The organism is Nostoc paludosum FACHB-159 (genome assembly GCF_014698835.1).
Classification (GTDB): Bacteria; Cyanobacteriota; Cyanobacteriia; order Cyanobacteriales; family Nostocaceae; genus Nostoc; species Nostoc paludosum.
The window spans coordinates 77,544-92,605 of record NZ_JACJTU010000029.1; the positions used below are offsets into that span (position 1 = coordinate 77,544).

Annotated in this window: 12 protein-coding genes and 1 CRISPR repeat array; of the genes, 4 read left to right on the forward strand and 8 right to left on the reverse strand. The window is 40.9% G+C overall.

What is annotated here, in order from left to right:
- Nucleotides 1–211: 211 nt before the first annotated feature.
- The 6 genes from crcB (H6H03_RS25605) to H6H03_RS25630 all read right to left on the reverse strand — a co-directional run bounded on the left by crcB (H6H03_RS25605) (nt 212) and on the right by H6H03_RS25630 (nt 5,538).
- Nucleotides 212–643 (reverse strand): fluoride efflux transporter CrcB, encoded by a 432-nt coding sequence (crcB, locus tag H6H03_RS25605; RefSeq protein ID WP_190957871.1) that lies wholly within the window; start codon nt 641–643, stop codon nt 212–214.
- A 68-nt stretch (nt 644–711) separates the two neighbouring features.
- Nucleotides 712–1,110, reverse strand: coding sequence for a fluoride efflux transporter CrcB (gene crcB, locus H6H03_RS25610; protein ID WP_190957872.1), 399 nt, complete (start codon nt 1,108–1,110; stop codon nt 712–714).
- Between the two features lie 134 nt (nt 1,111–1,244).
- Nucleotides 1,245–3,083, reverse strand: coding sequence for a PAS domain-containing sensor histidine kinase (locus H6H03_RS25615; RefSeq protein ID WP_190957873.1), 1,839 nt, complete (start codon nt 3,081–3,083; stop codon nt 1,245–1,247).
- Between the two features lie 16 nt (nt 3,084–3,099).
- Nucleotides 3,100–3,369, reverse strand: coding sequence for a hypothetical protein (locus H6H03_RS25620; protein WP_190957874.1), 270 nt, complete (start codon nt 3,367–3,369; stop codon nt 3,100–3,102).
- A gap of 412 nt (nt 3,370–3,781) precedes the next feature.
- The gene (locus H6H03_RS25625) at nt 3,782–4,285 is read right to left on the reverse strand and encodes a hypothetical protein (protein WP_313931913.1); all 504 of its coding nucleotides are present in this window, start codon (nt 4,283–4,285) and stop codon (nt 3,782–3,784) included.
- A gap of 650 nt (nt 4,286–4,935) precedes the next feature.
- A complete protein-coding gene (locus H6H03_RS25630) occupies nt 4,936–5,538 on the reverse strand; it encodes a glutathione S-transferase N-terminal domain-containing protein (RefSeq protein WP_190957875.1) in 603 nt (200 codons plus the stop codon).
- A 138-nt stretch (nt 5,539–5,676) separates the two neighbouring features.
- Nucleotides 5,677–7,004: direct repeats of the CRISPR family, unit length 37 nt; unit sequence GTTTCAATCCCTAATAGGGAGTAAGTGAAATTTCAAC.
- 340 nt (nt 7,005–7,344) lie between these two features.
- Between H6H03_RS25630 and H6H03_RS25635 the strand changes: the two genes are divergently transcribed.
- From H6H03_RS25635 to H6H03_RS25645, 3 genes are all read left to right on the forward strand, one after another.
- Nucleotides 7,345–7,536 carry a hypothetical protein gene (locus H6H03_RS25635; protein ID WP_190957876.1) on the forward strand — a complete coding sequence of 64 codons (192 nt, stop codon included), beginning with the start codon at nt 7,345–7,347 and terminating at the stop codon, nt 7,534–7,536.
- Nucleotides 7,537–7,854: 318 nt separating this feature from the next.
- Nucleotides 7,855–11,067 carry a PAS domain-containing sensor histidine kinase gene (locus H6H03_RS25640; protein ID WP_190957877.1) on the forward strand — a complete coding sequence of 1,071 codons (3,213 nt, stop codon included), beginning with the start codon at nt 7,855–7,857 and terminating at the stop codon, nt 11,065–11,067.
- Nucleotides 11,064–11,519, forward strand: a complete 456-nt coding sequence (locus tag H6H03_RS25645) for a response regulator (RefSeq protein WP_190957878.1) — start codon at nt 11,064–11,066, stop codon at nt 11,517–11,519. The genes H6H03_RS25640 and H6H03_RS25645 overlap by 4 nt, the downstream gene beginning before the upstream one ends.
- A 149-nt stretch (nt 11,520–11,668) precedes the next feature.
- Here the strand turns inward: H6H03_RS25645 and H6H03_RS25650 are convergent, their stop codons facing one another.
- Nucleotides 11,669–13,729 (reverse strand): EAL domain-containing protein, encoded by a 2,061-nt coding sequence (locus tag H6H03_RS25650; RefSeq protein WP_190957879.1) that lies wholly within the window; start codon nt 13,727–13,729, stop codon nt 11,669–11,671.
- A 233-nt stretch (nt 13,730–13,962) separates the two neighbouring features.
- Entirely contained in the window at nt 13,963–14,163 is a 201-nt protein-coding gene (locus tag H6H03_RS25655) for a hypothetical protein (RefSeq protein ID WP_190957880.1), read from the reverse strand.
- A 77-nt stretch (nt 14,164–14,240) separates the two neighbouring features.
- Here H6H03_RS25655 and H6H03_RS25660 point away from each other — a divergent pair, with 77 nt between their 5' ends.
- Nucleotides 14,241–14,705, forward strand: a complete 465-nt coding sequence (locus H6H03_RS25660) for a hypothetical protein (RefSeq protein WP_190957881.1) — start codon at nt 14,241–14,243, stop codon at nt 14,703–14,705.
- Nucleotides 14,706–15,062: the final 357 nt, after the last annotated feature.

The window sequence follows — 15,062 nt, forward strand, 5'->3', positions numbered from 1 at the left end:
ATTTAATCATAACTAATCAGCCGGACATAATATAACAGTAAGGTTTGTACTCACTTTTACGTTGCCTGTTTTTCCTTCCCTATTAAGTAGAACAATTCAAAAAAACCGAACTATGTAAAGAAACATAAACTAGGCTAAAACCCTCTTCACTCCTGCCTTCTGCCTCCTGCCTCCTGCCTATTCCTAACGATAAATATTCACACCGACCTACTTACAGCTTGTCCGAGTAATCAGTAATGCTGGATTTAGAATTAAGGTTACCTAAAATTACACCCAATTGCACAGCAATCATACCAACTATCATACTGCCTAACCAATAGATTAAAGCTACTGTTGTATTGCCTTTATCTATTTGGGTAAAAGTCTCTAATCCGTAAGCCGAAAAAGTCGTGTATGCACCGCAAAAACCAGTGGCGATCGCTAACCGAATTTGAGGTGAAAGGCTTTTAAACTTTTGCTCGTTTAAGGTGTAAAAAAAAGCAATGATAAAACACCCAGTTACATTAATAAAAAACGTACCATAATAGGAAAAATCTTTCCCAATAATTCCTTTGGTCAATTCAGCGATCAAGTAGCGTCCTACAGCACCGGGAATCGCACCCAACGCGATCGCCATAACAGTGCGAATAAAACTCTTTTGCATTATTAACAGTTTCCTTCGTAATTAACTAATGGGATACAGATTGGTATTTTTGTTGAAGAGAATCGTTATTATTTCACAAATAGATGCCCTAAATAACCACCTAATATAATACCAACTACTGCTAAAATTGCACTGCCAGCCCAGTAAAAAATGCTAGTTCCTTGCTTACCATTTCGCCACAGCGTGAATGTATCGTATCCATAGGTTGAGAAGGTTGTATAAGAACCCAAGAAACCAGTTCTTACTAATAAATCAATCTCTGGTGGAAATCCTTTTATCCCCTTAAATAAGGTGAAGAAAAAGCCCATTAGTAAGCAGCCTGTAAAATTGATGATAAAAGTGCCGTAAGGAAAGTTTGTACCTATGGCTCTCTTGCAAAATTCAGTCAGATAATACCGACTCACTGCACCAGGAATCGCACCAATAGCGATCGCCAGCACACCGAACAAAGTTACATCTTGCAACAATTGATACACTCCTTAGCTAACTACATCCACTGCCACAGAATTAAACCTTTTGAAAAAATAACCTTAAGTATTTAGCTTAATAGCACAAGTCCCTAAAGTCTAATGCTTTGTAAGCATTTCGTCCTCTGGAATATCTAGTGTCGAATTGGAATTGCGATCGCAAACTCTGTTCCCTGTCCTAATTTTGAGTAACACTTCAATTTGCCGCCATGCTTTTCGGTAACAATTTGATAGCTAATAGACATTCCCATACCTGTGCCTTTACCCACGGGCTTGGTAGTAAAAAATGGATTAAAAACCTGTTTTTGAACTTGCTCCGACATCCCTAAACCGTTGTCGCCGATGGCAATTTTTACCCAATTAGAATCAATTAATGTGGTATGAATGGTAATAGTGGGTAGAGAAACTTCATTATCTTTTTTTTGTTCTAAGGCATCAATAGCATTTGCTAAAATATTCATAAATACTTGATTTAGTTGTCCGGCGTAACATTCTACTAAAGGTAAGTTGCCATAGTTTTTAATGACATTAATTTCGGGGAAATCTGCCTTTTCTTTGAGGCGATGTTGCAAAATCATTAAAGTACTATCTATACCTTCGTGAATATCTACGGCTTTGAAATCGGCTTCATCCATGCGCGAAAAAGTACGCAGCGACAGAACAATTTGACGGATGCGTTGGGTTCCTACTTTCATTGAATTCAAGATTTTTGGTAAATCTTCTTGAATGTACTCTAGGTCAATTTCTTCGCATAAATTCGGCGGTACTAACTTGTAGTCTTTCGGTGAATCCATAGGATAGCAACTGCTATTTTGTAATTCACCCATATTGCTGAGTTGATATGAGCGAACTAACTTTAATAAATCTTGGGTATGTTCTTCTAGGTGGCTGAGATTACCGTGGATAAAATTAACAGGATTGTTGATTTCATGGGCAACACCAGCAACCAGTTGTCCAAGGCTAGACATTTTTTCCGCCTGAATCATTTGCGCTTGGGTGCGTTGGAGTTCTTGCAGGGCTTGGGCTAAATCCAAAGCCTGTTGTCTGAGTTGGGCTTCGATGTGCTGGCGATCGCGAATATCACGGGCAATAGTTGAGAAGAATTCAACCTTTCCCTGTTCATTTTTGTGGGCAATCAACACTTGGGAAACTGGAATCTCTTCACCATTGCGACTCCAAAATATAGATTTGCCAGACCAAATTCCCTCTCGAAGTGCTGTAGGGATAATCTCATTCTGGAATTGATTCGATCTTGATACTTCACTAATATGAAATTTTTTAGTTTCTGCGGCTGGAATTGCTAAAATTTTTTGACCTGCTGTGTTGAGATAGCAACTATTTCCATCTGCATCAGCCATACCTACAATGTCACTTGTAGCTTCGATAATCGCTAGTAATCGCCTTTGCTCTTGTTCTGCTCGTTTTTGGTTGCTAATATCCCGCACTACTGAAAGGGCTTGGAGTTTACCATTGTAGTCAAAGAGTTTACCTGTGACTTCTATATCAAAATTAGTCCCATCTTTGTGAATATCTATAGCTTGAGTGTAAAATTCTTTTCCCATCTTAATCTTGTTGATAAATTCCTCAAATTTATCAAAAGAATCTGGATGAATGAAATCTGTAGGATTTAACTGTAAAATTTTTTCTAGGGAATAGCCATGCATCTGGCAAAAAGCTGGATTGGCAGCGATAATCTTACCAGTATCTAAATCAACAATATTGATGCCATCATTGACAGTCTCGAAAATACTACGATAGTTAGCTTCTTTTTCACTTAGGGCAGCTTGAGAAGTTTTGAGGATTAATTCTGCTTCACGATTATTTTCTAATAGTTGTTTTGATTCTTGAAGTTCCTGCTTTAATTGGGCGATTTTTGCACAGAACTCGGCGGTAGATTTTGCAAGTTGTTGCTGTAACTGTGCGTTTTGCTGACGAAGAAAAAGTATTTCCTGTTCGAGTTTTTCAGTATACATGACTCGTTTCTCCTACTTAGTGTTGAACTGAAATTAAGATTGCAAATTCGACACTGTACCCTGGAGAAGAGTTACATTGGAGCAAATTATTATATTTTTCTAGTATAATTGGTCGAGCGATCGCCACTCCTAAACGTGTACCTTTATCGACAGTTTCAATGGTAAATAAGTTGCGTAGCTTGACGACTACTGATAATAAGTCAGTCTCTGGCACACCTCTATAAATTATAGTTGCCAAACCATCATAAAATTGTTCGCTCAGAGGATATCCAAGAATACTCAGCATAATGCCAAATCTGAAACACCAGATTTAGTATTCCCATATAGAGATAATATTATTATGGTAAATATAGCAATCCGATTTGCTTACTGAAATTATTTGCGTAGATAGGCAAAAGGCAACAGGCAACAGGATTCTAGAAGATTAAGTGTATTAAGTTTTTTTCACGCAATCAAATATGAGTCCTATATACAGTTGTGCCTTCAATGTTAGCGATCGAAGACGGGATAACTTTAGGTTTTAGCTAAAATCGTTGCTTAATGCATACTACAACAGGTATGACCATTTCAGTTAGTGCCTCCCCTAGACAATTGGCAATACCCCGTGTATTGGGAAGCAAGCTACGCAATTCGCAGTAACAATTATTAGAAGCTTGAACCCACCACTAGACAATTGACAATTGACTAAGGTTATGATTTTATTCTAAATAATTCACAGGAAAAGGCGAATCAACAGCGTTATCTGAAACTATTGGCCGGCTACCGTCTATATCTAGAGTATCTTCAACTTTAAAATTACTCTTAGCGATGGGGCGTTTGCCATCGATGTCAAGAATAGCCTCAACCTCTAAATCACTAGGGTCAATTGGACGTTTACCATCTATATTTAGCGTGTCATGCTCTTGAAAATGGCTCTTAGCAATTGGGCGTTGACCATCTATATCAATTGTTCGATCGCTAATATCTTCGTTTTTTACAATTGGGCGATCGCCATCTATATTAATAGTTTCCTTAATCTCAATGTTACTCGGATCGACAGGGCGATCGCCATCTATATTAATTGTTTTCGTTATCTGTTTGGATTCGTTAGATGATAAACGGATATTAGTTTCAGAAGTTTCTGTATCCCGTTCCGAATTATTTTTACTATTATTAACTTGGTTTTTGTTATCCATTTTTTCTATTGTTTGTTGTTCTAGCACTATATATCTGCTAAGAGCATAAACCCAAAAGCGATTTATGTCTCAGCTAAAGAAACTGGGGGATTGGTTAAAGAATAGGAAATTTGATAATTTCTCTGATATTTGATTCTCAACTAGAATACTGAAGTGGAATCAAAAAATCTTCTACCACAGCACCGAATAGATCTCTGACTTAAGAGAGATCTGCGAACATGAGCCTTCTAAGTTCACAGAGCGATCGCAGTTTCATAACTGTGTGACATTGCCTAACTTATACCATTTCACGAAAAATCTGATGTAGATGTAGGTTGGGTTGAGGAACGTAGACGCCGGAGGCGGCTTCCCGAAGGGTAACCCAACACCTCAAAGTCTTGTATGTGTTGGGTTTCACTTCGTTCAACCCAACCTACGCATCTGTTTCATTCGACGGACTCAACTTAAACCGCAATTCCTCCCACACCGTAATCTGTGATTCGGTGTCAGGAGGAATTGCAGAGCAGACTTGTAATAACTGAATACAAAAAACGGCGTTGCATAAATGCGGGATGAATTAAGATTTTTGACGAAGGCTAAAGGTAGATTCTTTGCGCCTTTGCGCCTTTGCGTGAGGTAAAAATCATCCCTAGATTCAGCAATGCCCAAAAAACATTGAGGTCGTTATGTACTTGTATTTAAGGGACTTGCATTCCACGTTGCACAGCAGGACGTTGCTGCACTGTCTCCACCCAGCGTTTGAGATTTGAGTAATTGTCAAGTGTTAAACCTTGAAATTCATAAATCGCTACCCACGGATAAGTTGCGACATCTGCAATAGAATAGTTACCACAGATAAATTCATTATCTTGTAGTTGTTTATCTAAGACACCATAAATGCGTAAAGTTTCCTTTTCGTAACGTTCGATCGCATAAGGAATTTTTTCGGGTGCAAAGCGTTTAAAGTGGTTAAGTTGTCCAAACATTGGCCCGACTCCTGCCATTTGGAACATCAGCCACTCTAGAACTTGAAAACGGCTTTTTTGGTCAGTAGGTAACAGACAACCTGTTTTTTCGGCTAAGTAAATTAGAATTGCGCCCGATTCAAAAACTGTAATCCCAGTCTCTTGGTCAACAATGGCGGGAATTTTACTATTGGGATTGATGGCAATATATTCAGGTGTAAATTGCTGTTGAGTAGTAATGTCAATTTTGTGGACATTATAAGGCAATTCGACCTCTTCAAGCATCACGGAAACTTTGCGTCCATTGGGCGTGGTAAAGGTGTAGAGATCAATCATCTGCTGCTACCTCAAAATCTTGGCAATTTACGATGGTAGTATAGCTTTGATTGAGAAATAAGGGTATTGGCCGATAGAGAGATCGCAGTAAGGCGAGGCGTGAAAATGTTCAGAGCTTGCGTTACTTAGTTGTTTACCAAAACAATCCCTAATAGGGAGTAAGTGAAATTTCAACCGTATACTCTGCCGATCGTCGTATATATTCCCCGTTTCAATCCCTAATAGGGAGTAAGTGAAATTTCAACGGAGATATTATGGCACGAGTAAAGAGAGACGATGTTTCAATCCCTAATAGGGAGTAAGTGAAATTTCAACAGCAATAGAAAGACCTGCTAGGGGAAACGCCAACCGTTTCAATCCCTAATAGGGAGTAAGTGAAATTTCAACTTTTATGTAATTTCGGAAGTGTCTTCACCGACTCGTTTCAATCCCTAATAGGGAGTAAGTGAAATTTCAACTTCACACTCAATAGTTATGGCGATCGCGAAGAATGTTTCAATCCCTAATAGGGAGTAAGTGAAATTTCAACTTATTTTCTAATACCCCAACTGGTTTAGAAATGTTTCAATCCCTAATAGGGAGTAAGTGAAATTTCAACATGGGCATTTACTCACTCTGGTAAAGTATCGGTGCAAGGACTGTTTCAATCCCTAATAGGGAGTAAGTGAAATTTCAACGAAAACTGTAGAAAGTCGTTACTTTCCGATCAATGTTTCAATCCCTAATAGGGAGTAAGTGAAATTTCAACTGCCTGGTAGTGAGAAGCTCCGGCTTAGTGACCCGTTTCAATCCCTAATAGGGAGTAAGTGAAATTTCAACATCAAGCGACAGGCGGAATCAATGAATCACCGCTGTTTCAATCCCTAATAGGGAGTAAGTGAAATTTCAACTATATCCGATGTCAGAAACTTTACGCAAGCGGTTTCAATCCCTAATAGGGAGTAAGTGAAATTTCAACAGCCAACCCTGTGCAGCGCCAAGGCTCACGCCGTTTCAATCCCTAATAGGGAGTAAGTGAAATTTCAACATCGGATGGAGGTGTGGATTACGGCAATCCTGCCGCATACGTTTCAATCCCTAATAGGGAGTAAGTGAAATTTCAACCCTGATATTACACCGTTGTATACAGTCTGTGTCAGTTTCAATCCCTAATAGGGAGTAAGTGAAATTTCAACTTAACACGATATCGAGCGCAATTATCACCCTGTGGTTTCAATCCCTAATAGGGAGTAAGTGAAATTTCAACTTGGTTTTGTCTACACAGGTAATGATGGTGAGCCAGTTTCAATCCCTAATAGGGAGTAAGTGAAATTTCAACACGCTATTTGCCAAAAGCGGGAGCGCTGAAACTTGGCAGTGGGTTTCAATCCCTAATAGGGAGTAAGTGAAATTTCAACGTCGTTCCCGCGGTTAGTCAGCAATTTACAATGTTTCAATCCCTAATAGGGAGTAAGTGAAATTTCAACCGTAGAAGTCCGAAACGCTGTTTTTATTTGATTTTCAAGGTTCTGATGCGCGGATGAGGCAATCATATCATGAAGAATTGAGATTGAGTAGTAAAAAAATAGCTAAAACCTAGCCTGTGTAAAGGGCGCGGATACCTGAGCAACTATTTGCGCCAAAACTCTTATACTAAGCGAATTTGAAACCTTCTCCCCCATATTTTGTTTTGGACACCTACCCATCCGCGCATTCGGTAAGAAGCTTAGGGGGGATCGATAAAGTGCCTAAAATCATAACCAACCACTTTTCAAACAACCTCTTAGCAAGGCTACGGTGTACACACAAGTCTCTTGACCTGCACCTTTGTTGCATCGCCTTGCACCTTTGTTGCATTGCCTTGCACCTTTGTTGCATCGCCTTGCACCTTTGTTGCATTGCCCTGCACCTTTGTTGCATCGCCTTGCACCTTTGTTGCATCGCCTTGCACCTTTGTTGCATCGCCCCGTTCTTCTTGCCTGTTGCCTATTGCCTATTCCCTATTCCCTACCTTCATGAGTAATTTTGTAACTCCCATAGGACTCATATTTGATTTATGAAAAAACTCAGTATACTTTAGAGAGCCTTCTTCCCTGGCTACGTAAATCGTTTCAGAAATCAAACGGATTCCTATAGCTGTAGTAAGTTAGTCGAGGATTTTGATTAGCCGAAGCAGCTGGTTTCAATCAGTCTGGTTCTAATAGCGATCGCTAGACTAAATGCCTTAGCCTATTACTAGGGAGTGAAAGAAAGTTGGGCTGAGGTATGGTGAATATTAATTTCTAGATTGCTAATTTAACCCTACAAAACTTAGTTTTGCAAAGGTAAGAGGCCGTCGTGAACTATCAATCTCAGCTATGGTCAGTGTCGTTGTTACCGAGGATAGCCAAACTAGCAGCAGCGTTTGTTGCTAGTATTGGCTGCCTTGTCCTGATTGGCTGGATTCTAGATATCAGCGTTCTCAAAAATGTGCTGCCATTAGCGACTATGAAGGCAAACACCGCTTTGGGCTTGATTCTAGCGGGAACTTCTTTATTTTTCCTCACCAAGGGTCAACCTTCTAAACAAGGCTGGATTGGGCAAATCTGTAGCCTTGCTGTGGCAACGATCGCTTTAGCTACCCTCAGCGAATATCTGGGCGGCTGGGATTTGGGAATCGATCAATTACTTTTTGCCAACAATCCCCAACCTATTGGCATCTTAACGCCAGGTCGCATGTCACCATTGACAGCAGTCTGTTTTGCTTTTGTCGGCAGTGCTTTATGGTTGAGTGCAGCCAATAAGCGATCGCCAAGTTCCAAGGGAATTTGGGTAGAAATATTAACCATCCTCACAAGCTTAATCGCCCTTCAAGTCGTTATTACCTATGTTTATGGGGTTCAACCTATAATTGCTTTTCCAGCCTACACCCAGATGAGTGTGCATACGGCAGTCTGTTTTGTCGTCCTAGCCATTGGCATTTTCATGGCTAACCCAGACCAAGGGTTGATGAGGATTATGATAGCAGATAGCGCAGGTGGAATGATTGCACGTCGCCTTTTGCCGGTGGCGATCGCTATTCCGTTGCTCTTGGGGTGGTTGCAGATCGCCACAGCGCGGATGGGATTGTTTGAACCAGGCTTTGCTACTTCTATCTCAGTTGTATTACACATCATCACTCTTACAGGACTCCTAGTTTGGAATGGGCAACAGCTACATCGCCTTGATTTGCTAAAGCAGGCAACCGCTGGGGCATTTTCTCACAGCAATGAACACTTAGAAGCTAGGATTCAAAAGCGACAGGCTGACTTACTAGAATTGACCAGCGAGGCCATCTTTGTCCGAGACGAACAAGGTGCAATTACCTATTGGAATCGCGGTGCAGAAGCGATGTATGGCTGGACGCGCCAAGAAGCGATGGGACATATCACCCACACATTCCTACAAACCCAACCCCTAGAGTTAGCCAGCAATCTCGACCAGATGCTCTTAGAGCAAGAACTCTGGCAGGGTGAATTAACCCACACTTGCAAAGATGGTCAGCAAATTATTGTTGAAAGCCGTCAGGTGCTAATCCGAGATGAGCAGGGCGATCCCAGTGGTTTTTTAGAGGTGAATCGAGATATCACCGAGCGCAAACAAACCGAAGCAGATTTGCAGAAGTATAAAGATATTTTTCAATTTGCCGAACATGGTTTAGCGATCGGCCGAGGAGCAATCATGGAAAAGGTTAATCCTGCCTTTGCTCGGATACACGGTTACTCGGTTGAAGAACTGGCAGGCAGCCAGATTCTCGATATCTTTCCACCAGAAACTCATACACAGACGATGGAGTTTATCCAACGGCTCAATGAGGTGGGACATCTAAGCTATGAGTCAGTTCATCTTCGTAAAGATGGAACCGTGTTTCCAGTCTTGCTTGATATTACAATGGTTGACGATCGCCCCAATTTACCGTATTGGATTGTCAACCTAGTTGATATAACTGAGCGCAAGCAAGCCGAGCAAAGAATTTTGAACTTAAACCAGGAACTCCAAAGACAGTTAGCAGAGTCTCAAACGCTATTAGAAGTCATTCCCATCGGCATTGGCATTGCACTTGACCCGGAATGTGAAAAGATTCGAGTTAACTCAGCCTTTGCTCAAATGTTAGCCATTGCGCCAACTGCCAATGCTTCCTTAAGTGCGCCAGAAGGCCATCGCCCAACAAACTTTCAGATTTATCAAAATCATCGGCAACTGGCTCCAGAAGATTTGCCCTTGCAACGTGCAGCCACTCACGGGATTGAGGTTCGAGATTTTGAAGTTGATGTGGTGTGGCATGATGGCACAACCCTAACGCTATTAGAGTATGCTGCTCCTCTGTTTGATGAACGCGGGCAAACCAGAGGAAGCATTGGCGCGTTTTTAAATATTACTGAGCGCAAGGGAGCAGAGATGGCATTACAGCACTCATTGAAAGACCTGGCTGACTTTAAGTTTGCCCTCGATCGCTCCTCGATTGTTGCCATTACCGATACCCAAGGTACAATTACCTATGTCAACGATAAATTCTGTGAGCTTTCACAATACTCAATAGAAGAATTGATTGGTCAAAACCATCGAATTATTAATTCTGGGTATCACCCTAAAGAATTTTTTCAGCAGATGTGGGCAACCATTACCAAAGGACAGGTATGGCAAGGAGAAATTAAAAATCGTGCCAAGGATGGTACGTTTTACTGGGTTGCCACCACAATTGTGCCATTTCTAGATGCCACCGGTAAACCATATCAGTACATCGCTGTTCGTTCTGACATCACAAACCGTAAAGTCGCAGAAGCCGAGCTTTTACAACTAAACATTACCCTGGAACAACGAGTTGAAGAACGTACTGCCCAACTTCGGGAAGCCAATAAGGATTTAGAAGCTTTCTCCTACACTGTGGCTCACGATTTGCGGGCACCGTTGCGAGGAATCCAAGGGTTTGCGGAAGCTTTGGTAGAGGATTATGGCGATCGCTTGGATGAAACTGCCCAACAGTACATTCATTACATCGTTGGAGGCATCGAGCGGATGAATGAACTCATTAGCGATCTGCTGGCATATAGCCGCCTGAGCCGCGAACAGATTCGGCTAACTCCCGTGCGGTTAACTCAGGTTGTGGCAGAAGCGCAAGCGCAACTGGAAGCAGATTTACGCCATCGTCAAGCCCAGATCGCTATTGCATCTGATTTGCCCATCGTCTTGGGACACCGCTCGGTTTTAGTACAAATGGTTGTCAATTTATTGTCAAATGCTGTGAAGTTTGTAGCCCCAGAAATTCAACCACACATTAAAATTTGGGTTCAAACCCAGGAGAATTGGGTGCGTGTGTGGGTTGAAGACAATGGCATTGGCATTAACCCCGCCCATCAACAGCAGATATTTGGCATTTTTGAGCGTCTGCACGGCGTTGAGGCTTACCCAGGTACAGGTATTGGATTGGCAATTGTGCGTAAAGGAGCAGAACGCCTGGGAGGACAAGCAGGCGTAGAGTCTGCTTGTGGAGACGGAAGTCGATTTTGGATTGAGTTACAGGCAAGCAAATGAAAAGTTATTACAATTCGACTATTTTGCTCGTGGAAGACGAGCGCGCTGATGTATTTAGAATTCAAAGAGCGTTTCAAAAACTAAATACAACCAGCACCTTAGAAGTGGTTAGTGATGGCGAACAAGCAATTTATTATCTTGGGGGGCAAAGCATTTATCAAGATCGCGATCGCTACCCAATTCCGATTCTCATACTGCTCGACCTCAAACTGCCCCGCTATTCTGGCTTCGAGGTTTTAACTTGGCTCAGAAATGAGTCAAACATTAAACATTTGCCAGTAATAGTTTTGACATCATCTGAACAGCAAGTCGATATCGATCTGGCTTACACTTTAGGAGCCAACTCTTATTTAGTCAAACCACCCGACACAAACACGCTATTAGAAATGGTGCGCTCCCTTGGTTTATTTTGGGTTGTGTTTAACCGTCCGCCTCGATTGGAACCTAGCTAGCAATACTAAAAGAAGAAAAAATTATCAGTCGTTACTATTAATTAATTGGCGTTGCATAAATGCGGGATGAATTAAGATTTTCAACGAAGGCTAAAGGTAGATTCTTTGCGCCTTTGCGCCTTTGCGTGAGGTAAAAATCATCCCTTGATTCAGCAATGCCTAATTAATTCTATTGCTGCTAAGTTATCCAATGGTTTGGAAAAAAAATATCCTTGGGCATATTCACAGTTCAAGTTTTGGAGAAACGTTAGTTGTTCTTTTGTTTCTACTCCTTCAGCAGTCACATTTACACCTAGCTTATGTGCCAAAGAAACGATGATTTCCACAATTTCTAAATTTCTCTTATCTGTACTGATTGGGTTAATAAAAGAGCGGTCAATCTTTAACACACTAATCGGAAAGTTATAAAGACGCTCTAATGAAGAATACCCAGTACCAAAGTCATCAATTGATAACTCAATGCCCAATTCTTGAAGTTGTGAGAGTGTCGCAATTGCTTGACCATTTTCTACAATTGCGCTTTCAGTAATCTCTAGTACTAAGTTCTTAGCATCAAGACCAGTCGAATTCAAAATTTGCCCAATCCGTTCAATCAAATCAGGCTGGGAAAATTGCTTGACAGAAAGATTAACGCTAATTTTCTCTAGCGAAGTATTACGATGGTTGACTAGCCAATGTTGCATTTGCCGACACGCTTGGTACAGTACCCAGTAGCCAATTTGGACAATTAGTCCAGTTTCTTCAGCTAAAGGAATAAAATCAGTAGGATTGAGCAAACCCCGTTCTGGATGCTGCCAGCGCAACAGTGCCTCGAAACCCAAAATAGAGCCACTAGCCAGCGAAACAATTGGTTGATAGTAAACTCGAAACTCATCACGTTCAATTGCTCGACGCAAATCGGTCTCTAATTGCAATCTCGCCAGAGCTGAAGCATACATCTCAGAGTTGAATAATTCAAACCGCGCTTTACCCGATGCCTTGGCTCTGTACATCGCTGTGTCCGCATCTCTAAGTATATCTTCTGGTTGCTCATACTCTACTGTCGAACTCAAAGCAATGCCAATACTAGCCGTTGTGAAAACTTCTTGAGAGTCTAAATAGAAAGGTAATGCCAGTTCTTGTTGAATTCGCCCTGCTACTTTGATAGCGTCTGATACATCTTGGATTCCATCCACTAAGATTGTAAATTCATCCCCCCCAAGACGTGCTGCTGTATCTGTTGAGCGGATACATTGCGATAACCTGTTTGCAATCACAAGCAGAAATTGATCTCCTTTTATGTGTCCTAGACTGTCATTGATCACTTTAAATCGATCTAAATCTAAAAACAGTACAGCAAACAAATAATTTTCCTGGCGTTTGGTTTGTGCGAGTGCATGTTTTAAACGCTCCATAAATAAGGCTCGGTTAGCCAAACCTGTGAGTGCATCGTAAAACGCACTTTGGAGTAATTGTTTTTCTGCTTGTTTGCGTTGGGTAATATTTCGATTAACTTCCAAAACTCCTTTTGGCTGACCTTGTGCATCCCGCATTAAAACCTGACGACTTTCGACAATAATTTGGGTTCCATCCCGTTGGGTTTGCGTCAGTTCGCCTGACCAGTTTGCTTGTAGATACAAGATTTCATCGATATTAGGGCAGGTTGGCGGAAATTGTGTTTGTAATAAAACATGGGGTATCTTGCCTAGTGCTTCTGCACTCGTCCAACCGTAGAGTTGTTGGGCACTACGATTCCAATATGTAATTGCATTGCTGGCATTGCGGACAAAAATGGCTTCATCCACCAGATCTAACAATTGAGCTTGTTCAGCAAGAGTGTTTTGGGCTGTTTGCTTTTGCTCTAATCGTTGCAAAATTGAACGGATAGCAGCTGGCAGACGGATATAGTGTTTCACTGATTTGATGATGTAGTCATCCAGTCCCGCTTTCATAGCTTCCACGGCAATCTCTTGAGAGCCACTACCAGTAAACATAACTACTGGACAATTCGGATAGCGAGATTTGATTTCATGTAAAATAGCTAACCCATCACTCCAACGCAGGCTGTAGTCAGTGATGACAAATTTAAAGTTACCTGCTTCCATTGCTTGCTGATATTGTTCTGCTGTTGCGACTTGTTCAATTTGAATATCAGAAAATTCTGACTTTAGTTTACGGATGACTAAAGCACGATCCTGTTCATTATCATCAATTAAAAGCAGACGCAGCATTTAACTTGGTTGAGAAGTTAATATGAAAAATTAGCAATAGTATTATTTATACTCAATAAGCATAAATAATACTATTCTTCTTTAGAAGTATCATTAGCGATTTCTCAACACCAAAAAAGCTTCTGTAGGATACATACCTAAGTAAATACCTATTGTCAACAGCAGCGCCGTCGCCAGATTTACCCCCAACTTATATAACAATAGATAAAAATACGTACAATTTTTGATTACTTTCAGTTAAAATGAGCAGAAATTTTTTCACAACGATGTAAATAAATTTGAAGCACGCGATCGCTTGCACAAGTTTCCAAACACTGCGTAAATAACTTAGAAGCTGCTGCAAGGTTTTTCTTATCTAAAACTACAGCTTGCTCAAATAAACTTTTTGTGTCCTGATTAAAGGTTTTTCTGGCAAAAATTACTCCTTTACTCAACCTGACATCATCTGTAAGGATGAAGCTTTTATTTTCATGCTCGGCTTCAATGTAACTGCATTGAGTAAAATCGAACTATGAAAACTGACTCAAGTGTTACTATAGATACCAATCCGCCTAAAATTCAGCCTCAAAAAAAGACATGGCGAACTATTGGCATAGTGTTATTTTTGATTATTATTGTTACTTTCTTCGCTTACAGACTAGAAATTGTTTTAGGTAAAACTCCCAGCTTAGATAAAACTTTTACACCCATAACACAAGCTGCACCCCAGGAAATAGGTTCTTATGATGTGTTGGGGTACGCAATTAATAAAGAAGAAGCAACACGATTATTGCAAACACAAGCGGGAAGCAAACAACTATCGCCGGAAAATGGCGCTTTTGCTGTCACAGAAGAAACATTAAAACTGGGACGAGATGCTTTTTATTCAGAAACCTTTGGCAATGAAATCTTTCAAACCGATGTAGTGGGAGCGCTGAATGGCCGGATTAATATGATAACTGTAGGGCAGGCGATCGCCACGATTAGTACATCATAATCATGTCCTATTTTAGAGTTTGTGTGCGAGCGATCGCTCAAGAATCTTGATTAAACTATCGTTTGGGAATTGCATTTGTTGATTACTATTATTTATTCTATTGAATCAATTTGAACAAACTTTATTACCAGCACTACCACATACAGCAGTTTTCTTTTGCATGAAGTACAAAGTCACTGGTTTTGAGGCAGGAGGCAGAAGGCAGTGTTTCGACTACGCGGTAATCGAGCGAAGTCGAGATTCAACAACCGTGTTTCGACTACGCGGTAATCGAGCGAAGTCGAGATTCAACAACCAGGCAGGAGCCAGAAGAATAATTTGATTTGTGAATCCTTGGTTCTGTACCTCATTTAGTTG